The organism is Aeromicrobium sp. CF4.19 (genome assembly GCF_051262555.1).
Classification (GTDB): domain Bacteria; phylum Actinomycetota; class Actinomycetes; order Propionibacteriales; family Nocardioidaceae; genus Aeromicrobium.
The window spans coordinates 75,813-96,865 of the sequence record NZ_JBIMEU010000007.1; the positions used below are offsets into that span (position 1 = coordinate 75,813).

At 70.6% G+C, this 21,053-nt stretch carries 18 protein-coding genes; 11 read left to right on the forward strand and 7 right to left on the reverse strand.

The window, feature by feature from the left end:
* The first annotated feature begins 8 nt into the window (after positions 1-8).
* The 6 genes from ACHAAC_RS14575 (at position 9) to pknB (ending at position 7,400) form a co-directional block, all read left to right on the forward strand.
* Positions 9-734, forward strand: coding sequence for an FhaA domain-containing protein (locus ACHAAC_RS14575; protein ID WP_435717014.1), 726 nt, complete (start codon positions 9-11; stop codon positions 732-734).
* Complete coding sequence (locus ACHAAC_RS14580) at positions 734-1,225, forward strand: FHA domain-containing protein FhaB/FipA (RefSeq protein ID WP_435717015.1); 492 nt, start codon at positions 734-736, stop codon at positions 1,223-1,225. The genes ACHAAC_RS14575 and ACHAAC_RS14580 overlap by 1 nt, the downstream gene beginning before the upstream one ends.
* Before the next feature lie 6 nt (positions 1,226-1,231).
* Entirely contained in the window at positions 1,232-2,548 is a 1,317-nt protein-coding gene (locus ACHAAC_RS14585) for a PP2C family protein-serine/threonine phosphatase (protein WP_435717016.1), read from the forward strand.
* A gap of 151 nt (positions 2,549-2,699) precedes the next feature.
* Positions 2,700-4,082: an FtsW/RodA/SpoVE family cell cycle protein gene (locus ACHAAC_RS14590; RefSeq protein WP_435717017.1), complete on the forward strand. Its 1,383-nt coding sequence runs from the start codon at positions 2,700-2,702 to the stop codon at positions 4,080-4,082.
* Positions 4,079-5,548: a peptidoglycan D,D-transpeptidase FtsI family protein gene (locus ACHAAC_RS14595; protein ID WP_435717018.1), complete on the forward strand. Its 1,470-nt coding sequence runs from the start codon at positions 4,079-4,081 to the stop codon at positions 5,546-5,548. Before ACHAAC_RS14590 ends, ACHAAC_RS14595 begins: the two co-directional genes overlap by 4 nt.
* Positions 5,549-5,624: 76 nt before the next feature.
* A complete protein-coding gene (pknB, locus tag ACHAAC_RS14600) occupies positions 5,625-7,400 on the forward strand; it encodes a Stk1 family PASTA domain-containing Ser/Thr kinase (RefSeq protein ID WP_435717019.1) in 1,776 nt (591 codons plus the stop codon).
* Positions 7,401-7,409: 9 nt separating this feature from the next.
* On the opposite strand, the gene ACHAAC_RS14605 is transcribed toward pknB, so the two are convergent.
* Positions 7,410-8,168 (reverse strand): DUF881 domain-containing protein, encoded by a 759-nt coding sequence (locus ACHAAC_RS14605; RefSeq protein ID WP_435717020.1) that lies wholly within the window; start codon positions 8,166-8,168, stop codon positions 7,410-7,412.
* 84 nt (positions 8,169-8,252) lie between these two features.
* On the opposite strand from ACHAAC_RS14605, the gene ACHAAC_RS14610 reads away from it, so the two are divergent.
* Positions 8,253-8,717, forward strand: a complete 465-nt coding sequence (locus ACHAAC_RS14610; protein ID WP_435717021.1) for a cell division protein CrgA — start codon at positions 8,253-8,255, stop codon at positions 8,715-8,717.
* A gap of 90 nt (positions 8,718-8,807) precedes the next feature.
* On the opposite strand, the gene ACHAAC_RS14615 is transcribed toward ACHAAC_RS14610, so the two are convergent.
* Together ACHAAC_RS14615 and ACHAAC_RS14620 are read right to left on the reverse strand one after the other, a co-directional pair.
* Complete coding sequence (locus tag ACHAAC_RS14615) at positions 8,808-9,665, reverse strand: rhomboid family intramembrane serine protease (protein ID WP_435717022.1); 858 nt, start codon at positions 9,663-9,665, stop codon at positions 8,808-8,810.
* 1 nt (position 9,666) lies between these two features.
* Positions 9,667-10,197, reverse strand: a complete 531-nt coding sequence (locus ACHAAC_RS14620) for a peptidylprolyl isomerase (protein WP_435717023.1) — start codon at positions 10,195-10,197, stop codon at positions 9,667-9,669.
* A gap of 210 nt (positions 10,198-10,407) precedes the next feature.
* Here ACHAAC_RS14620 and ACHAAC_RS14625 point away from each other — a divergent pair, with 210 nt between their 5' ends.
* Complete coding sequence (locus tag ACHAAC_RS14625) at positions 10,408-11,184, forward strand: enoyl-CoA hydratase/isomerase family protein (protein WP_435717024.1); 777 nt, start codon at positions 10,408-10,410, stop codon at positions 11,182-11,184.
* A 93-nt stretch (positions 11,185-11,277) separates the two neighbouring features.
* Here ACHAAC_RS14625 and ACHAAC_RS14630 read toward each other — a convergent pair whose 3' ends face one another.
* From ACHAAC_RS14630 to glyA, 3 genes are all read right to left on the reverse strand, one after another.
* Entirely contained in the window at positions 11,278-11,601 is a 324-nt protein-coding gene (locus ACHAAC_RS14630) for a DUF3817 domain-containing protein (protein WP_435717025.1), read from the reverse strand.
* Between the two features lie 151 nt (positions 11,602-11,752).
* On the reverse strand, positions 11,753-12,520 hold the full coding sequence (locus ACHAAC_RS14635) for an SURF1 family protein (RefSeq protein WP_435717026.1): 768 nt from the start codon (positions 12,518-12,520) through the stop codon (positions 11,753-11,755).
* 31 nt (positions 12,521-12,551) lie between these two features.
* Positions 12,552-13,829: a serine hydroxymethyltransferase gene (gene glyA, locus ACHAAC_RS14640; RefSeq protein WP_435717027.1), complete on the reverse strand. Its 1,278-nt coding sequence runs from the start codon at positions 13,827-13,829 to the stop codon at positions 12,552-12,554.
* Positions 13,830-14,010: 181 nt separating this feature from the next.
* On the opposite strand from glyA, the gene ACHAAC_RS14645 reads away from it, so the two are divergent.
* The 3 genes from ACHAAC_RS14645 to ACHAAC_RS14655 all read left to right on the forward strand — a co-directional run bounded on the left by ACHAAC_RS14645 (position 14,011) and on the right by ACHAAC_RS14655 (position 19,427).
* Positions 14,011-15,603, forward strand: coding sequence for an ABC transporter substrate-binding protein (locus tag ACHAAC_RS14645; protein WP_435717028.1), 1,593 nt, complete (start codon positions 14,011-14,013; stop codon positions 15,601-15,603).
* A gap of 105 nt (positions 15,604-15,708) precedes the next feature.
* Positions 15,709-16,791: an ABC transporter permease gene (locus tag ACHAAC_RS14650; RefSeq protein WP_435717029.1), complete on the forward strand. Its 1,083-nt coding sequence runs from the start codon at positions 15,709-15,711 to the stop codon at positions 16,789-16,791.
* Entirely contained in the window at positions 16,791-19,427 is a 2,637-nt protein-coding gene (locus tag ACHAAC_RS14655; RefSeq protein ID WP_435717030.1) for a dipeptide ABC transporter ATP-binding protein, read from the forward strand. The genes ACHAAC_RS14650 and ACHAAC_RS14655 overlap by 1 nt, the downstream gene beginning before the upstream one ends.
* A 30-nt stretch (positions 19,428-19,457) precedes the next feature.
* Here the strand turns inward: ACHAAC_RS14655 and ACHAAC_RS14660 are convergent, their stop codons facing one another.
* Entirely contained in the window at positions 19,458-20,921 is a 1,464-nt protein-coding gene (locus ACHAAC_RS14660) for a mannitol dehydrogenase family protein (RefSeq protein WP_435717031.1), read from the reverse strand.
* Positions 20,922-21,053: the final 132 nt, after the last annotated feature.

Genomic DNA, 21,053 nt, shown 5'->3' on the forward strand with positions numbered 1-21,053 from the left:
GAAGACCGATGGCAGGAGTGCTCCAGCGCTTCGAACAGCGCCTGGAGGGTGCCGTCACCGGCGCCTTCGCGCGCGCGTTCCGCAGCGCCGTGCAGCCCGTGGAGATCGCCTCGGCGATCCAGCGGGAGGTCGACAACTCCGCGCACGTGCTGTCGCGCCAGCGCATGCTGGTGCCCAACGACTTCACCGTGGAGCTGTCCTCGCCGGACTACGAGCGACTCGCACCGTTCGGCTCGACGCTGCAGAACGAGCTCGCCGTCCTGGTGCAGGAGCACGTCGACGAGCAGCGGTACACGCTCGCCGGCCCGCTGGCCATCGCCTTCGACGAGACGCCCCAGCTGCACACCGGCAGGTTCCGGGTCCGCAGCCGCACCAACGCGTCCGTCACCCCCGTGCGCGGACAGAGGATGACCGAGACCGCCGTGCGCCGCTCCAGCGTGATCCTGGAGGTCAACGGCCTCAAGCACCCGCTGGAGCCGCCCGGCGTGGTCATCGGCCGCGGCAGCGACGCCGACCTGCGCATCGACGACCCGGGCATCTCCCGCCGCCACGCCGAGATCAAGATCCACACCTCCGGCGACGTCACCTCGGTGACGGTCACCGACCTCGGCTCCACCAATGGCGTCGTGCTGAACGGGCACCGGGTCCAGACCGCCTCGGTGGCCAGTGGCTCGGAGATCCGTCTGGGCAACACCACCGTGCTCATCCGCAACACCGCGGACGAAGGGACCTGATGTCCGAGCTCACCCTGACCCTCGTCAAGCTCGGTTTCCTGGCCGTGCTGTGGCTGTTCGTGCTGTCGGCCGTCTCGGTCATCCGCTCAGACATCTTCGGCACCAAGGCGACCGCGCAGGCCAAGACGTCCGGCACCCGCCAACCCAAGTCCAAGCCGGTCAAGGAGAAGAAGGGGCGCGGCCGGCGCGCACCGCGCGGTGCCCCCACCAAGCTGCAGATCGTGTCCGGTCCCAACTCCGGCCAGAGCGTTCCGCTCGGTGACGACCCGATCCTGCTCGGCCGTGGAACCGACGCCGCCATCCGCCTGGACGACGACTACGTGTCCACCCGACACGCCCGTTTCGCCACCAACGGTGAGCAGTGGTTCGTGGAGGACCTCGGCTCCACCAACGGCACCTACCTCGGCAGCCAGCGGCTCACCAGTCCCACGCCCGTGGGTCCCGGCATCCAGGTCCGTCTGGGCAAGACCATCGTCGAGCTGCGGAAGTAGCGCCACATGACCTCCTTGCGCTTGGACTACGTCGCGCTGACCGATGTCGGCCTGCGACGCTCCACCAACCAGGACTCCGGCTACGCCAGCGGGCGTCTCATCGCCGTCGCCGACGGGATGGGTGGCGCGGCAGCAGGTGACCTCGCCTCCGCCGAGGCGATGAACATCATCCGGGAGCTCGACCGCGACCTTCCGGACATCGACCCGATGGACGCCCTGGGACGCGCCGTGACGCACGCCAACGCCCGCCTCGGCGAGCTGGTGCGTCACGACCCTTCCGTGGAGGGCATGGGCACGACGCTCGAGGCGATGTTGTGGGACGGCGAACGCTTCGCCACCGCCCACATCGGTGACTCCCGCGCCTATCTCCTGCGTGACGGCGAGCTGCGCCAGGTCAGTGCCGACCACACGTTCGTGCAGAGCCTCGTCGACGAGGGGAAGATCACCCCCGCGGAGGCTCGAGTCCACCCGCACCGCTCGTTGCTGCTGCGCGTCATGCTCGGCCGCGACGACAACGAGGCCGACTTCGACTGGGTCGAGGGGCAGGAGGGCGATCGCTTCCTGCTGTGCTCCGACGGTCTCAGCGACATGGTCGACCACGCCACCATGGAGGCGCTCCTCGGCTCCGAGACCATCGACCTGGCGGCCACCGAGCTCGTCCGGCACGCCCTGGAGGCCGGCGGCTACGACAACGTCACCGTCGTCATCGGCGAGCTCACCGACGCCGCCGCGGACCTCGACGACCACCTGTCCTCCTCCGACCGCCGGCCCCAGCTCGTGGGAGCGGCTGCCGATGGACCGCGGGCCCGCACCGGCCAGGACCTGGGCCACGGCGAGACCGCCGACCCGGTGGTCAGCCGGCAGGGTGCGATCGATCCCGAGGAGATCCGCTACGCGCCGCAGCCGCCGTCGCGCTGGCGCTGGGCCCGCCGCGCCGCGGTCCTCCTCGTGCTGGTCGGCGTGATCGCCGCCGCGAGCGTGTACGGCTACCGCTGGTCCCAGGACCAGTACTTCGTCGCGGAGTCCGACGGCCGGGTCGCCGTCTACCGCGGCATCCAGGCCGACATCCCGGGCCTCACCCTCAACACGGTGGAGCAGGTCACGCAGCTCCAGACCGACACGCTGCCGGAGTTCACGGCCCGTCAGGTTCGCGACGGCATCGGGGCCTCCAGCCGCGCGGATGCTCGCCAGATCGTCACTGATCTGGAGTCCTTCGCGCCCGAACCGGAGCCGAGCCCCTCCCCCTCGGAGTCACCCTCACCGTCACCCTCTGACGACGAGACCTCCAGCGCGCTCGCGGCCGCCGGGCAGGTGCACCCATGAGCTGGGGGCCCCTCCCGCGAGCTCTGCTGGGGGCACCTCCCTGCACGGAGCGCAGCGGAGTGCTTGGGGGCGTAGGGGGCGTAGGGGGCGTGAACAGGGGAATTCCCATGCGAGCACGTTCCTACGGTGGTTTTCTTGAGGACGTGGTCGCATGAGCCAGCAGCAGGTCCTCGTGCCCCGCAAGCGCCGCGGCGCCGAGCTCGGACTCACCGTGCTCGCCGTCCTCATCGGTGTCGCTGCGTACTGCGCCGTCGGGCTCGGTGTGGAGGGAACCGTGCCGGCCGGCGCGCTCAAGCTCACCGGTGCCCTCGTGGCCGCCGCCGTCGTCGGGCACGTCATCGTCCGCACCCTGGCCCCGTACGCCGACCCCGTGCTCCTGCCGCTGGTGCTGTGCCTCAACGGTCTCGGCCTGGCGATGATCTACCGGATCGACCTCGGCTGCGAGGACCTGTGCCTCGGCGGCAGCTACCAGCCGCTGGCCAACGCCCAGCTGATGTGGACGGCGATCGGCATCCTGGCCTTCACGGCCGTCCTGTTCGTCATCCGTGACCACCGCCGCCTGCAGGGCTACACCTACACCTTCGGCGCGGCCGCGATCGCCCTGCTGATGCTGCCGCTGGTGCCGGGCATCGGCCAGACCATCAACGGTGCTCGCATCTGGATCATCCTCGGCCCGTTCAGCTTCCAGCCCGGCGAGGCCGCCAAGATCTGCCTGGCGATCTTCTTCGCCGGCTACCTGGTGCTCAAGCGCGACGCCCTGGCGCTGGCCGGACGCCGCTTCGCCGGCATCGACCTGCCCCGCGGTCGCGACCTGGGACCCATCGGCCTCGGCTGGCTCCTGAGCATCGGCATCCTGGTCTTCCAGCGCGACCTCGGCTCCTCCCTGCTGTTCTTCGGCCTGTTCGTCGTGATGCTCTACGTGGCCACCGAGCGGCCCGGGTGGCTGGTCGTCGGCGGCGGCCTGTTCGTGGTCGGGGCCTGGTTCGGCTACCTGGCGTTCGGGCACGTCCGGGTGCGCTTCGACGCCTGGCTCGACCCGTTCTCCGATCCCGACCGCAACGGCCAGATCATCAACGCCCTGTTCGGCCTCGCGCACGGCGGCATCCTCGGTCGTGGCTGGGGCCAGGGCAGCCCGCAGCTGACGCCGTTCTCCTTCTCCGACTTCATCGCGACCTCGATGGGCGAGGAGATCGGCCTCACCGGGCTGATGGCGATCCTGGTCATCTACGGACTCATCGTGGAACGCGGTCTGCGCATCGCGCTGACCTGTCGCGACGCCTTCGGCAAGCTGCTCGCCGCCGGGCTGGCCATCTCCATGGCGCTGCAGGTCTTCGTCGTCATCGGCGGGGTCACTCGCCTCATCCCGCTGACGGGCCTCACGACCCCCTTCATGGCGCAGGGTGGCTCGTCGATCGTCATGAACTGGGCGATCATCGCGCTGCTGCTGCGCATCAGCGACCAGACGCGCCGCCCGGCGCCCGAGGTCGCGTCCTACGACCGTGACGAGGAGACCCAGGTGGTGAAGCTGTCGTGAACAAGCCCATCCGCAACCTCGCCGTCGCCGCGCTCGTGCTGTTCATGGCGCTGCTGCTCAACGCCAACGTCGTGCAGTTCGTGCAGGCCGACGACCTCAACGACCGCAACGGCAACCAGCGCGTCATCAACGAGGAGTTCTCCCGTGACCGCGGTGCCATCCTCGTCGACGGCGAGCCGATCGCCGAGAGCGTCGGGAGTGACGACCAGTACCGCTTCCAGCGCGAGTACCCGTCGCCCGGCCTGTACGCCCCGCTCACCGGCTACTTCTCCTACGTCTACGGCCGCGGTGCCTTGGAGAACTCCCAGAACCGGGTCCTTGCGGGAACCGACAACCGGCTCTTCGTCAACCGCGTCGTCGACCTGCTGGCCAACAAGCAGCCGAAGGGCGGCAGCGTCGAGCTGACCATCAACCCGCTCGCCCAGCGCACGGCCGCCTCCGGCCTGGAGGCGCTCGGTGAGGGCACCAAGGGGGCGGTCGTCGCCCTCGACCCCAAGACCGGGGCGATCCTGGCCATGGCCACCCAGCCGTCCTACGACCCGAACCGGCTGGCCAGCCACGACTTCGGCGCCGTGGCGGACGCGTGGGACGAGCTCACCGGCGACGACGACCAGCCGATGCTCAACCGCGGCACGCAGCAGACCCTCCCCCCGGGATCGACCTTCAAGCTGGTCACGGCGGCGGCCGCCATGGAGGAGCTGGACCTGCGTCCCGACGACGACGTCCAGGGCGGGGCGACCCTCTCCTTCCCCGGCATCGACTACACCCTGCCCAACGAGGGCGGCGGCAACTGTGGCGGTGAGGAGATCAGCTTCGAGCGTGCACTGAACGTCTCCTGCAACGTCAGCTTCGGCGACATCGCCGGCGAGGTGGGCCAGGAGGCCCTCGACGAGCAGGCGGCCAAGTTCGGCTTCGGCACCGACCCGCTGGTGGGCCTGGCGGCCAACGAGAGCCGCTTCACGGCCGAGGACACCGACCTGGAGGCGCCGCAGCTCGCGCAGTCGGGCATCGGCCAGTTCGAGGTGGCCACGACGCCGCTGCAGATGGCCATGGTGGCGGCCGGGATCGGCAACGGGGGCGACGTCATGCGGCCCTACGTCGTCGACACGGTGCGCTCGCCCAACCTGAGGGTCATCGAGCAGGCCTCGCCGGAGCGTCTCAGCACGGCAATGAGCGAGGCGAACGCCGACCGACTCACCTCCATGATGGTCAGCACCGTCACCGACGGCACCGCCGGCTCCGCCCGGATCCCCGGCACCGACGTCGGGGCCAAGACGGGCACCGCCCAGTCCACCGCCGATCGACCGCCCTACGCGTGGTTCGTGTCCATGGCGCCCGCCGACGACCCGCAGGTCGCGGTCGCCGTCGTCGTGGAGTCCAGCGACACCGCCCGCTCGGAGATCGCCGGCGGCCGGCTGGCCGGACCCATCGCCCGCGACGTGATGCAGGCGGTGCTCGACGAATGACCCCCACCACTCGATCTCGGCGTGGGCCGACGACCTCGGTCGTCGCCCGAACCCACCAATCAGGGAGACTGACACGATGACCGACACCGGCGACGACCCGATCCGGCTTGGCGAGCGCTACGAGCTCGGCGGCCTGCTGGGGCGCGGCGGCATGGCCGACGTGCGCGTGGCGCGCGACCTGCGCCTGGGCCGCACCGTGGCGATCAAGCAGCTGCGCATCGACCTCGCGTCCGACGACACGTTCCAGGCGCGCTTCCGCCGAGAGGCGCAGTCCGCGGCCGCCCTCAACCACCCGTCGATCGTCGCCGTCTACGACACCGGCGAGTCCACCGACCCCCAGGGCCACCACATCCCCTACATCGTCATGGAGTATGTCGAGGGCCAGACCCTGCGCGACGTCCTCCAGGACGACCGCAAGATCCTGCCCGAGCGAGCCCTGTCGATCACCGCGGACGTGCTGAGCGCCCTGGACTACAGCCACCGCAGCGGCATCATCCACCGCGACATCAAGCCGGCCAACGTCATGCTGACGCCCACCGGGCAGGTGAAGGTGATGGACTTCGGCATCGCCCGCGCCATCGCCGACGCCTCCTCGGCCATGACGCAGACCGCCGCCGTCATCGGCACCGCGCAGTACCTCTCCCCCGAGCAGGCGCGAGGCGAGACCGTCGATGCCCGCTCGGACATCTACTCCACCGGCTGCCTGCTGTACGAGCTGCTCACCGGCCGTCCCCCGTTCGTGGGCGACAGCCCGGTGTCCGTGGCCTACCAGCACGTGCGCGAGGAGCCGCGACCCCCGTCGCAGCTGAACCCCGACGTCACGGAGTCGGTCGACAACATCGTCGCGATGTCGCTCGCCAAGCGCACCGACGACCGCTACCAGAGCGCCGCCGACATGCGCCGCGACCTCGAGCGGGCCATCGAGGGCCACTACGTCGACGCTCCCACGCAGGCGGCCACCCAGGTGGCCGGCGCCACCGCCGTGACCCCAGCCGTGGCCGGCGCCCACGCGGCCCGTCCCGACGACGAGGAGCCCGAGGAGGAGAAGAAGAGCCGCGCCAAGTGGTGGGCCCTGGGCATCGTCGCCCTGCTCATCCTCGGTGCCGTCGCCTTCCTGCTCTTCCAGAACACCCGCCCTGACCCCGTCGCCCAGGTGGATGTCCCGGACGTCGTCGGCGAGGAGGTCTCGGCGGCCACGAGAGTCTTGGAGGGAGAGGGCTTCGTGGTGGAGACCGAGGAGCGCACCGACCCTGACGTGGAGGCCGGCCTCGTCGTCGAGCAGTCGCCCGAAGGTGAGAGCACGGCCGAGGACGGCTCGGAGGTGACGCTCGTCGTCTCCGCCGGACCGGACCAGGTGGCCGTTCCCAATGTGGTGAACCTCAGCTTCGACGAGGCCGAGTCCGCGCTGGAGGATGCGGGGCTGCAGTCCGAACGAGAGGAACGTGACAGTGACGAGGCGGAGAACACCGTCATCGCCACGACTCCGCCGGCCAACACCAACGTCGACCGCGGCACCACCGTGACCGTCATCGTCTCGCGTGGTCAGGTCTCCGTCCCCAACGTCGTCGGCCAGGACGAGGACGAGGCCCGTTCCGCCCTGGAGGACGCCGGGCTGGAGGTCGAGACCACCGAGGACCCCGACGCCACCGTGCCGGAGGGCCAGGTCTCGGCCCAGTCCGTCCCACAGGGGCAGAGCGTCCCGCCGGGGACGTCCATCACCATCACCATCTCCACCAACACCGGTGACGACGAGGGTGGCGGGAACGGCGACGAGGCTGCCAACGGCGACGGGAACGGCAACGGGAACGAGAACGGCAACGGACCTCCCGACGAGGACGAGATCCTGCCCTGAGGCAGGCTCTCAGTCGTCGGCCGGCACCGGGTCCTGACGCAGCGCACGAGCGTGCCTCAGGGCCACGGTGCCCTCGTACGCCGCGACGTCGACGTCATCGAGCGTGGCCAGCTCCAGGCCCAGTCCGTACCGCTGGGCGTAGCGCTGGAAGTTCAGGGTCTGTGGTGAGGTCCCGATCGAGTAGCTCATGCCCTGGGCGTCCCCGACGGCCTCGATGACGTACGGGGGGGCGTAGGGGACGCCGTCGATGACGACGGTGCTGCCCACGCAGGTGATGCTCGACGTGGACACGATCCGCTGTCCCTGCAGGGAGACCGCCTCGGCGCCGCCGGCCCAGAGCGCATTCACGAAGGCGCGGATGTCCTGCTCGTGCACCACCAGGACATTGGGGTCCACCTCGTCGTCCTGTGCGACGTCACGCGGGGCGTCATCGAGGACGACGCGCGTGCCGGGCCCCTGCGCTCGCGCCAGCCCGGCGAGCGAGCCGAGCGACTCGATGCGTCGGCGGATCTCGTCGAGCAGGTCGCTCGGCGGTGCCGAGGCGGTCAACCGGGCCACGTCGGCGTCGAGCTCGGCCGCCTCCGCGCGGCGCTCGTCGACGAGCTCGGTGCGATCGGCGACCACCGAGCGCAGGTCCGACCCGGTGGGCCGCAGGTCCGAGCCACGGGACGTGGTCGCCGACGCGACGAACAACAGCCCACCGACCAGGCACACGACCAGCGTGCCGACGGCCCACGGCTGGCGGCTCGACGTGGTCTGCTCGGTCACGTGCCCGTTCCTCTCCTCGTGCGTACGTCTACGCTAGCGGGGAGGTTCCCCTCCACATCGTCGAGCAGCCCCGGGAGAGTCGTCGTGGCCAAGAAGCCGTCCGCAGCAGAGCAGCCGTCCAGGTTCCGCGGCGGGTGGTTCCATCCCCTGGCCCTGCTGCTGCTCGTCGTCGCGATCGGCTGGGCGGTGGCGACGTACTTCGCCACCTCCGACGCGGACTTCCCCGGCGTCGGCGCGGTGCCCGGTGTCATCGAGCTCGGCCGCTGGAACTACGTCATCGCGGCGGTCCTGGCGTTCGCTGCCCTCAACGTCGCCGACCGCACCCGCCCCGAGCCGCCCCCGCGCGAGCCGGGCACCGTGGGCAACCGCTGGGCCGCGCCGCTCATGATCGCCTCCGCGCTCATCGGCCTGGTGTGGATCGTGGTGTTCTACACGATCCAGCAGACCGACGTCGACATCCCCTTCTATACCGACCTCGGCAACTGGAACATCGTCATCGGCATGGGCTTCATCTGCGCGGCCTTCGGGTTCGCCATGAAGTGGGAGTGACGCGACCACGAACTACACCGGTGTTGTTCACATCTGTGGACATCGCTGTGGGCAACGCCGCGATGTGACCTGCACCATGTGGACAGCGACTCAGGCGAGAGTGGCGGTCCGAGCCGCCACGGCGGCCACCACGCCCAGCCAGAGCGCCGCGTAGGCAAGACGCTGCACCAGCGCCCGGCGCTCCCGCGGCGGCAGGGCGACGGCCAGACCCAGTGCCAGTCCGGCGATGAACCCGCCGAGGTGACCCTGCCAGCTGATGTTGCCCTGCAGGCTGATGACGGCGTTGATGGCCAGCAGGACGAGCAGCGCCCGCACGTCCTGGCCCGCACGGACCAGCAGGACCAGGGCGAGGCCGAACAACCCGAAGACCGCGCCCGATGCGCCCACCGTGAAGCCCATCGGATCGGACAACCAGTAGACGAAGACCGACGAGACCACGGCCATCGTGACGTAGGCCAGGACGAAGCGGGCCGTGCCCAACGCCCGCTCCACCAGGGGGCCGAAGAGGTACAGCGCGTACATGTTCAGCGCGATGTGCAGCACCCCGGCGTGCAGGAACGCCGATGAGAGCAGCCGCCAGTACCCGCCGTCGGCCACGCCCGGGTAGACACGACCGCCCTCGAGCACGTTGGCCGCGGACATCACGCCGGCGGCGTCGATCGCCGTGACCCGGGCGACGTCCGTCAGGAGGAAGACGACGACGTTGATCGCGATGATCACGATCGACACCCGGCCCAGCGCGGCGGGAACCGACCCGCCGGCGAGGGTCTTCGGCGCGCGGACCGCCTTGCGCCCCTGCTCCACGCAGTCGGGGCACTGGAAGCCCACCGACGCCTCCTGCATGCAGTGCGGGCAGATGCGCCGTCCGCACCGCTGGCAGGAGATGTAGGCCTCGCGGTCCGGGTGCCGGTAGCACCGGTCCGACGCGGGGGAGGCGGGCTCGCTCACGTCAGGAGGGCGAGGGACCGGAGATCGTCACCTTCTCGATCACGACGGGCTCGACCGGACGGTCGAAGTTGTCGGTGGTCACCGCCTCGATGGCGTCGACGACGGCCTTGCTGTCGGCGTCCACGACCTCACCGAAGATGGTGTGCTTGCGGTTGAGCCAGTCGGTGGGGATGACCGTGATGAAGAACTGCGACCCGTTGGTCCCGGGCCCGGCGTTGGCCATGCCCAGCAGGTAGGGGCGATCGAAGCGGAGGTCCGGGTGGATCTCGTCGTCGAACGTGTAGCCCGGACCCCCGGTGCCGGTGCCGAGCGGGTCGCCGCCCTGCAGCATGAAGTTGGGGATGATCCGGTGGAAGGTGAGGCCGTCGTAGAAGGGCGTGGCAGTGACCTTGCCGGTGGAGGGGTCGAGCCACTCCTTGGTGCCCTGCGCGAGACCCACGAAGTTCTCGACCGTCTTGGGTGCGTGATCAGGGAAGAGCGTGACCTCGATGACTCCGTGGTTGGTCGTCAGCGAGGCGGTCAGGTTGGCCACGTGGTGCCTTTCTCGTCGATGCTGCCTCCATTGTCCCACGTCGATGCAACGGACGGGGACGACGCTCCGTCTGCCGGACGGCTAGCGTGTGGCCATGCTCCAGCACCCGTTCCGCATCCTGGCCCTCGCCCTCGCGGCCACCCTCGGGATGGTCGTCCTTCGCCTGGCCACCGCCGATCGCGGCGGCGTCTACGACCCGGACGTCCGACGGTGAGCGTCGACCTGTGGCGTGACGAGCAGGGCGTCGCCTTCCTGACCATCGACGCCCCGCCGGTGAACCTGTACTCCCTGGAGCTGCACGAGGCGTTCGACCGGTGCCTGGACGACGTGGAGGCCGATCTCCCCCGGGCGCTGGTGATCCGCGCCGAGGGTCGCGCCGTCTCCGGCGGCGTCGACGTCGCGCAGTTCCACGCCCGCACGAGTCGTGAGGAGACCAAGACGCTCTACGACCGCATGATGGAGCTGCCCGACCGGGTGGCAGCGCTGGACGTGCCGACGGTCTTCGCGGCGCACGCCTTGACGCTGACCTGGGCGCTGGAGGTGGCGCTCGCGTGCGACATCGTCCTGGCGAGCGAGAAGGCGCGGTTCGGGATGGTCGAGCGGGTCATCGGGCTCACGCCGACGATGGGCGGGACCCAGCGTCTGGCGCAGCGGGCCGGCGTCGGTCGGGCCAAGGAGATCGTCTTCACCGGTGAGCTCTTCGACGCACCGACCTTCGAGCGCTGGAACGTCGTCAACCGCGTCCTGCCCGTCGAGGGCTTCGACGACGCGGTGACGGCGTTCACGCACCAGCTGGCCGCAGGCCCGACGCGGGCGTTCGGCGCCGCCAAGCAGATCCTGCGCGAGCTCGAGGCCGGCGGACTGGCCCACGCCAACGCCCGCACCACGCAGATCGCCTCGGCCCTGTTCGAGACCGCGGACCTTCGCCACGGCATGGCCTCGTTCCTGGAGAACGGCCCCGGCAACGCCACCTTCACGGGCCGCTGACCACCGCTGCCGGTTTACCACGGTCCCTCGGCAAACCTGCACCTCCCGCTTCCCGTGGGAGGTGCGGGTCTGCCGCGGGGAGTGGTCGAGTCGTCAGGCGGGGACGTCGGCGCGCAGGCGTCGGGTGGCGCGGCGCTCACCCCAGAAGCTGAGCAGCGGGATGGTCGCCAGCAGCATCGTGGCGACGGTGAAGCCCGGTGTCCAACGGTGCCGTCGCGAGAGAACGGCGATCAGCACGAGCAGCACCATGAACAGGACGCCGTGCACCTGGTCGATGACCAGGAACGTGTCCTCGTTCCGGTACCAGAACGAGCCCTCCTCGGTGAGGATCTTGCCGAAGAAGCCGGCGAAGACGACGATCAGGTTCACGCCCACGATCCAGGCCATGACCCGGTAGGCGACAGCGGTCTTGCTCACTGGACCAACCTATCGACCGACTCCAGACCCGACCGGGCCCGGGCAGGCCCCTTGGGTCCGCCGGCGGCGCTTCCCACGGCAAGCCTGCGCCTCCCCAGGGAAACTTCCCGTGGGACGTGCGGGTTTGCCGAGGGACCGTGGTATACCGGCGTCACGGGTCAGGGGGAGGGGGATCGGTCGTGGCGACGTCCACGGCGCGGGCGTCGGCGACCTGGTCGGTGCACATCCGCCACCACATGAAGACGGCGAAGAGCGCGAAGGCCCACCACTGCAGGGCGTAGGCCAGGTTGTTCAGACCGACGGTCCACGAGACGTCGGGCTCGGGCTCCTCGGCCAGGGCCAGGCCTGCACCGGTGTCGGTCGTGGCGATCGCGTAGCCGGGGTAGAGGGGCCGCGCGAGGTCGTTCAGCAGCGACGGGACCCGCAGGGTGCTGGCGACCCGGTCCGCGTCCAGCGGCGTCCCCTCACCCTCGCTAGGGAGCAGGACCCCCTCCACGTCCAGCGTCCCTTCCGGGACGGCGGGCGGGTCGGCGACCTGTGCGGAGAACCCGCGGACGACGAGCAGGGCGTCCTGTCCGCCCTGCACGACCAGAGGCGCCACGAGCCAGAAGCCGTCGCCGCCCTCCTGCGTGCGTCCGGCGATCCACACCTGCTCCGCGGTGGGCGCGAACGTGCCCGTGACCTGCACCCGACGCTGGTCCTGGTCGGTGGTGAAGGGCTCGTCGGGGCCCCAGGCCTCGGCGAGCGGGACCGGCGCCAGCGCCGCCCGCTCGACCCGCTCCTGGGACTGCTGGCGCTCGTAGGAGCCGAGCTGCCAGAGCCCACCGGCGACGCAGGCCGAGACCGCGACGACGAGCAGCACGTGCAGCCCGAGCATCCCGGGGCGCAGCCACAGCCGCAGGCTCGACCGCTCGGGCACGACGCTCAGCGCCCGGGTCGGACGGGAGGGGTCACCGGGCGGTGAACGGCTCGACGTCGGGGTAGAGCGGGAACCGCTCCGCCAGCGCGGTGGTGCGCTTGCGCAGGCCCTCGACGTCGAGCTGGCCCGGCTTGAGGGTCTCGGCGATCACGTCGGCGACCTCGCGGAACTCCTCGGCCCCGAACCCACGCGTGGCCAGGGCAGGGGTGCCGATGCGCAGTCCGGAGGTGACCATCGGGGGGCGAGGGTCGTTGGGCACGGCGTTGCGGTTCACCGTGATGCCGACCTCGTGGAGGCGGTCCTCTCCCTGCTGGCCGTCGAGCTCGGACTCACGCAGGTCCACCAGGACGAGGTGGACGTCGGTGCCACCGGAGAGCACCTGTACCCCGGCCGCTCGGGCGTCGTCGTCCAGGAGACGCTCGGCGATGATCCGGGCGCCCTCGATGGTGCGGTGCTGGCGATCGGCGAACTCCGGCTCCAGAGCCATCTTGAACGCGACCGCCTTGGCGGCGATGACGTGCTCCAGCGGCCCGCCCTGCTGGCCGGGGAAGACCGCGGACTGCAGCTTCTTGACCAGCTCGGTGTCGTTGGACAGGATCGCGCCGCCCCGCGGGCCGCCCAACGTCTTGTGCGTCGTGGTGGACACGACGTGCGCGTGGGGGAGGGGGGACGGGTGCAGGCCGGCGGCCACCAGCCCGGCGAAGTGCGCCATGTCGACCCAGAGGTAGGCACCGACCTCGTCGGCGATCTCGCGGAACGCGGCGAAGTCCAGCTGGCGCGGGTAGGCCGACCAGCCGGCGATGATGACCTTGGGGGAGTGCTCACGGGCGAGGCTGCGGACCTCCTCCATGTCGACCAGCCCGGCGTCGTCGACGTGGTAGGGCACGACCTCGTAGAGACGGCCGGAGAAGTTGATCTTCATGCCGTGGGTCAGGTGGCCGCCGTTGGCGAGGTCCAGGCCCATGATCGTGTCGCCGTGGCGCGCGATGGCGTGCAGCACCGCCGCGTTGGCCGTGGCGCCGGAGTGCGGCTGGACGTTGGCGTACTCGGCGTCGAAGACCTGCTTGAGCCGGTCGATCGCGATCTGCTCGACCTCGTCGACGACCTCGCAACCGCCGTAGTAGCGCTTGCCCGGGTACCCCTCGGCGTACTTGTTGGTGAGGACGCTGCCCTGGGCCTCCAGCGCGGCCACGGGTGCGAAGTTCTCCGACGCGATCATCTCGAGCGTCGTCTGCTGTCGGCTGAGCTCGGCGTCGAGCAGGCGCGCGACCTCGGGGTCGAACGAGGCCAAGGACTGGTTGTGATCCATGGCCCCAGCGTATCGGCACGCATGACACTCCGACACCGAGTGCCGGGCGACGGTGACGCCGGAACCGGCGGCCAACGTCACCGAAACGCAACGTGCGACCCCTCGATCCACCCGGCCTCGGGCGAGTAGCGTGCCCGATGGTTGCGGCCCGCACGTGGACGCGCCAGGAGGAGAGCAGCACATGCAGAACCATCGGGGGAAGAAGAGGGCTGCCGTGGCGGCCACCGTGGCAGGCGCGATGACCCTCGCAGCCTGCGGCGTCGGCAACTCAGGCGACGACGACAGCGGGGCCATCGTCGTCGGCACGACCGACAAGGTCGTGTCGATCGACCCGGCTGGGGCCTATGACAACGGCTCCACGCAGGTGCAGACGCAGGCCTACCAGTACCTGATGAACTACCCGGCGGGGTCGACCGAGCTGACACCGGACGCCGCGCAGGAGTGCGACTTCGCCGAGCCGACGATCTACGTCTGCACGATCAAGGACGGCCTGACCTTCGCGAACGGCAACGAGCTCACCGCCTCGGACGTGGCGTTCAGCTTCAACCGCATCGTCGACATCAACAGCCCCAACGGCCCGGCGTCGCTGCTCGGATCGATGAAGTCCGTCGAGGCCACCGACGACAGCACGGTCGAGTTCACCCTGAGCGACCCGGACGACCAGACGTTCCCGCAGGTGCTCGCGACCTCGGCCGGACCGATCGTCGACGAGGACACCTATCCGGCCAATGAGGTCATGGCCGATGACGACGCGGTCGAGGCCCAGGGGTTCTCCGGTCCGTACACGATCGGCGACTACACCAAGAACGAGATCGCCGAGTTCACCGCGAACGACGACTACGACGGCGCGTTCGGCGAGCCGGAGAACGACGCCGTGACGATGACGTACTACACCGACCAGAGCAACCTGCGCCTCGACGTGCAGAACGGTGGCATCGACGTCGCGTGGCGCTCGCTGTCCCCCACGGACATCGAGAGCCTGCAGGACGAGGACTCCGTCACCGTCCACCAGGGCGCCGGCGGTGAGCTGCGCTACGTCGTGTTCAACATGGACACGATGCCCGGCGACGACGCCGACGGACGCCTGGCCGTCCGGCAGGCAGCCGCCTCGCTGGTGGACCGCGCCGCGCTCTCCGAGCAGGTCTACAAGGGCACCTACACGCCGGCCTGGTCAGTCGTGCCCGACGGCCAGACCGGGGCCACCGAGCCGTTCAAGGAGGCCTACGGGGAGGAGCCCGACCCACAGGCCGCCACCGACCTCCTGCAGGAGGCCGGCGTCGAGACGCCCGTCGAGCTCAACCTGCAGTACAGCCCCGACCACTACGGCGAGAACTCCGACCAGGAGTACGCCATGGTCAAGCGCCAGCTGGAGGCCGATGGACTCTTCACGGTGAACCTGCAGGCCACGGAGTGGAACACCTACTCCGAGGAGCGCGTCGAGGACAAGTACCCCGCCTACCAGCTGGGCTGGTTCCCCGACTTCCCCGACGCCGACAACTACCTGACGCCGTTCTTCGCGCCGAACAACTTCCTGCAGTCCAACTACGAGGACGACGCGATGACCACGATGCTCGACGACGAGCGCACCGAGCCCGACGAGGCCGCGCGGGAGCAGAAGCTGGGCGAGGCGCAGGAGCTCGTGGCCGAGCAGGTCCCGGTGCTGCCGCTGCTGACCGGGGCCCAGGTGGCCGTGGCCGGGACGGACGTCGAGGGCGTGGACGACACGCTCGACGCCGCGTTCAAGTTCCGCTTCACCAGCCTGTCCAAGGGCTGACCGCCCGAAGGGGACGGGCCGTCCGGCCCGTCCCCTTCGGCCCTCTCTCGTCGCCTGGAGCACGACCCTGCTCCGTCACGCCCGCACCTGCCGCAGGAGGCACGGATGTCCATCGAGGTCGTCGCACCCACCGAGCCCACGGGTGCCCCGCCACCCGCGCGTCGCGGGGGCCTCAGCCCCCTGGCTCGCTACCTCCTGCTGCGCCTGGCCCTCGTGGTGCCGATGGTGTGGATCCTCGTGACGCTCGTGTTCGCCCTGCTGCGCGTGATCGGCGACCCGATCACCGCCGCTCAGGGCGGCCGGCTCAACGCCGACCAGATCGCCGAGCTGAAGGCCGATGCCGGGCTGGACCGCCCCATCCTGACGCAGTACTGGGAGTACCTGACCGGGCTCGTCCGGGGCGACTTCGGCACGACGCTGACCGACAACCGGGAGATCTCCGACATCCTGGTCACCAACGGAGCGGCGACCCTGGAGCTCACCCTCTACGCCCTCGTCGTGGCCTTCGCCGTCGGCATCCCCCTCGGCCGCATCGCCGCGCGGTACCGCGACCGGCTGCCCGACGTCGGCCTGCGGTTGTTCGCGATCGTGGTCTACGCCGCGCCCGTCTTCTTCATCGGGCTGCTGCTCAAGCTGGCGTTCACACCCTTCGGCTGGCCATCGTCTGGTCGTGTGTCCACGTCGACCCAGCTCGCCCTGGCCGATGTCTCACCGAAGACCAACATCCTGCTCATCGACTCCATCCTGTGGGGCGAACCGCGGTACGTCCTGGAGGTCCTGCAGTACGCCTTCCTGCCTGCCCTGGCGCTGGGACTGCTCACCGGCGGGGTCTTCCTGCGCCTGGTGCGGATCAACCTGCTGCAGACGCTGCGCGCCGACTACGTGACGGCCGCGCGCGCCCGAGGCCTGTCCGAGCGCGACGTCGTCCGCAAGCACGCCTTCCGCAACGCCCTCGTGCCCGTCGTGACGGTCATGGGGATGCAGATCGCGATGCTGCTGGGCGGCGCGGTGCTCACCGAGACGACGTTCGAGTGGCGCGGCATCGGCTATGAGCTCGCGTCCTACCTGCGCGCCAGGGACTTCCTCGCCGTGCAAGGCATCGTCACCCTCATCGCGGTGATCGTGGCCGTCACCAGCTTCCTGATCGACGTCATCGTGGCGCTCGTCGACCCGAGGGTGCGGTTCTGATGGCCCGCCGGTTGGTACCTGCAGTGGTGCGCGACAGCCACGGGCTGCAGCGCGTCATGCTGCTGCTCGGCCTGGGGCTGGTCCTGATGTTCGTGGTCGTGGCGATCGTGGCCCCCTGGCTCGCGCCGTACGGCTTCAACGACGACCGCACGGCCGACGGTGTCGTCTTCGGCGCCCAGCAGGGCCCGTCCGCGATGAACTGGTTCGGCACCACCGTGGGCGGGACCGACGTCCTCTCCCGCGTCCTCTACGGCACCCGCACCGCGGTGCAGGTGATCGTCCTGGCCGTGGTGCTCTCCGCCGTGGTGGGCGTTCCGCTCGGTCTCGTCTCGGGCTACCTCGGCGGCCTGCTCGACCGGGTCCTCGTGCTGGTCATGGACGCGCTGTACTCCTTCCCGTCGCTGCTGCTGGCGATCGTGGTCTCGATCGTCCTGTCCGGTGGGTCCAGCGGTGCGCTGGGCGGCATCCTGTCCGCGGCCATCTCGATCACCGTGATCTTCGTGCCGCAGTACTTCCGGGTCATCCGCAACGCCACGCTCTCGGTCAAGGCCGAGCCGTACGTGGACGCCGCGCGCGTCGTCGGCGTCCGGACCCCACGGATCATGTTCCGGCACGTGTTCTCCAACGTCGCGCAGAACCTGCCGGTCATCGGCACGCTCAACGCCTCCGAAGCCATCCTCACGCTCGCCGGGCTGGGTTTCCTCGGCTTCGGGATCGAGCCCTCCTCGGCGGCCGAGTGGGGATACGACCTCAACAAGGCGATGCCCGATGCCAGCAGCGGCATCTGGTGGACCGGCATGTTCCCGGGCCTGGCCATCGTGCTGGTGGTGCTCGGCGTGACGCTCGTGGGCGAGAGCCTCAACGACATCCTCAACCCGCTGCTGCGCACCCGTGCCGGCGACGACGCCGCCGGTGCTGCCACGGACGGCCCGGCGGACGCCTCCGGCGGCGACACCACCGGCCGGGCCGACGTCGGCGAGCCCTCGCGGACCGCGGTGCTCTCGCTGCACGACTTGTCCGTGCGGTTCCAGACCGATGCCGGGACGGTCTCCGCCGTACGACGGCTCGGCTTCGACGTCGAGCCCGGCGAGGTGGTGGCCGTGGTCGGTGAGTCCGGGTCGGGCAAGTCGGTCAGCTCCCGCGCCGTCCTGGGTCTGCTGCCCGAGACCGCGCACGTGGAAGGCAGCGTCCTGCTCCGGGGGCCCGGCGGGGACCAGCGTGACCTGACCGGGCTCTCGGCCCGAGAGCTGCGCTCGGTGCGCGGTGACCGGGTCTCGATGGTCTTCCAGGAGCCGTCCACGGCCCTCGACCCCGTGCACACCGTCGGCCGCCAGGTGTCGGAGGCGCTGCGGGCGCACCGTGACCTGTCACGTCGCGAGGCCCGTGCCCGGGCGGTCGAGCTGCTCGAGCTCGTCGGCCTGCCCGACCCGGGCCAGCGGGTCGACTACTACCCGCACCAGCTCTCCGGGGGCCAGAAGCAGCGGGTCGTCATCGCGATCGCCATCGCCTGCGAGCCGGACGTCATCATCGCCGACGAGCCCACCACCGCGCTCGACGTGACGGTCCAGGCGACGATCCTGGACCTGCTGCTCTCCCTGCGGGAGCGGCTGGGCACCGCGATCGTGATCATCACCCACAACATGGGGGTCGTCGCCGACGTCGCCGACCGGGTCCTCGTGATGTACCGGGGCGAGCTCGTGGAGCAGGCGCCGGTGCGCGAGCTCTTCGCGGACCCGCAGCACGACTACACGCGACGCCTGCTGGACGCCGTGCCGCACCTCGGCCGGTCCGAGGGACCTGCGGCATCGGTGGACGGCCCCGTCGTGCTCGACGTGGACCACCTCGTCGTCGAGTTCGCCGGCGGCCTGGGCCGACCCACCTTCCGGGCGGTCGACGACGTCAGCCTGCAGGTGCGACGCGGGGAGGTCCTCGGGCTCGTCGGGGAGTCCGGCTCGGGCAAGTCGACCGTCGGCCGCGCGACGGTCGGGCTGCAGCAGCCGACGTCCGGCAGCGTCCACGTCTCCGGCAACGCCGTCAGCGGCGTCTCCGATCGCGTGCTGCGGCCGCTGCGCTCCCGGTTCGGCTTCGTGTTCCAGGACCCGGCGGCGTCGCTGAACCCCCGGATGTCCATCGGCGACTGCGTGGCGGAGCCGCTGCGCGTGCAGACCGACCTGGCCGACGCGGAGATCGACGCCCGCGTCGCGCGCCTGCTGGAGGACGTCCAGCTCTCGGGGTCCTACGCCGGCCGGTTCGGCCACGAGCTCTCCGGTGGCCAGCGCCAGCGGGTCAGCCTGGCGCGGGCGCTCGCCCTGGACCCGGACCTGCTCATCGCCGACGAGCCGACCTCGGCGCTCGACGTCTCCGTCCAGGCGCGGGTGCTGGAGCTGTTCGTCGAGCTGCAGCAGCGGCTGCAGTTCGCGTGCCTGTTCATCAGCCACGACCTCGCGGTGGTGGACTCCGTGGCCAACCGCGTGGCCGTCATGCAGCACGGTCGGCTGGTCGAGATGGGTCCCCGTGACGCGGTGCTCGGCCGCCCGGAGCAGGACTACACGCGTCGGCTCATCGCCGCCGTCCCCGTGCCCGACCCCGTGGAGCAGCAGCGCCGCCGCATCGAGCGGACCACGCTGTCGCCGTAGCCGGCCCGGCTCGTCGCCCCCCCGGCTCGCTCAGGGGGCGAGGGCCGCCAGGGTGGCGCGGGCTCCGTGCTCGTGCAGGCTCGCCAGGGCCCGGGTGTAGGCCTCGACGAACCGCTCGTCGTCGACCAGGTCGCCGAAGACGGGGCGGTGGGCGATGAAGGCGGTCGGCTCCTCGCGCTGCCGCTGCGCGATCGGCGTCAGTGTCGACGCGAGGCGGTCGACGACGTCAATGGGCTCTCCGGACTCATCGACTCCCTCTGCATAGCGGGCCCAGGCCGCCACGATGGTGGCCGAGCGCTCGATCGGCCCACCGGAGCGCAGGTTCTCGCGCACCACCGGCAGCAGCCACGTCGGGATCCGGTCCGAGGACTCAGCGGCCAGCCGGCCCACGGTGTCACCGATCCGGGGGTTCGCGAACCGCTCGACCAGCGTGTGCCGGTACTCCTGCAGGTCGATGCCGGGGACCTCGGGCAGCGTCGGTGACGCCTCCTCGCTCATGTAGCGCAGCAGGAAGTCCCGCACCAGCGGGTCCTGCGCGGCCTCGTGCACCATCCGGTACCCGCACAGGTGGCCCAGGTAGGCGATGCCCTGGTGGCTGGCGTTGAGCAGCCGGAGCTTCATCAGCTCGTACGGCGTGACGTCGTCGACGAGCTGCACCCCGACGCGCTCGAGCTCGGGGCGGCCGGCCCCGAAGTCGTCCTCCAGCACCCATGCGGTGAACGGTTCGGCGACGACCGGCCACTCGTCCTCGACGCCGAACTGCTCGCTCACCTCGGCGGCGAGGGTCGGCGGCGTCACGGGGGTGATGCGGTCGACCATCGAGCTGGGGAACCGGGTGTGCTCGCGCATCCAGGCCGCCAGATCCGGGTCGAGCGCCTCCGCGAACCCGACGAAGGCCGTGCGCGCCACCTCGCCGTTGGCCTGCACGTTGTCGCAGGACATGATCGTCGGTGAGTCGAGACCGCGCTCGCGCCGCCGCCGCAGCCCGGCGGCCACCAGGCCGAAGACCGTCCGCGGGTGGTCCGGATCAGCCAGGTCGGCGCGGACGTCGTCATCGTCGAGGACGAACTCACCGGTCTCCCTGTCCAGGTTGTACCCGCCCTCGGTCACCGTGAGGGAGACGATGCGCGTCTGTGGCGACGCGATCGCCTCGATCGCCGCGTCCGGGTCCTCCGGGACGTGGAGGTAGCCCAGGACGGAACCGATGACGCGAGGCTCACGCGTCCCGTCGGGCCGCTCGATGACGAGGGTGTAGAGCCCGTCCTGGGCCCGCAGGGCGTCCCGCATCCTCGCGTCGCCGGGCAGCAGGCCGATGCCGGTGATGCCCCACGACCGGTCCCCGCCCTCGCGCAGCAGCGCGTCGAGGTACATCGCCTGGTGGGCGCGATGGAAGCCCCCCACTCCCACGTGGACGATGCCGGCGGTCACCTTCGTGCGGTCGTAGTCCGGGCCGTCGATCGGCAGGTCTCGTACCGTCTCGTCGCTCACCCTCATCGGGCGTTCCTCCCACGGGTCGTCTCATCGGGTGTTGCGCAGGTCACAATGGCGATGCTACCTTCCTGAGCACATGATCCACCACTGAGCATCTGCTCACCCCTGATCGGGAGCACGGTGGGCGGAGCGCGA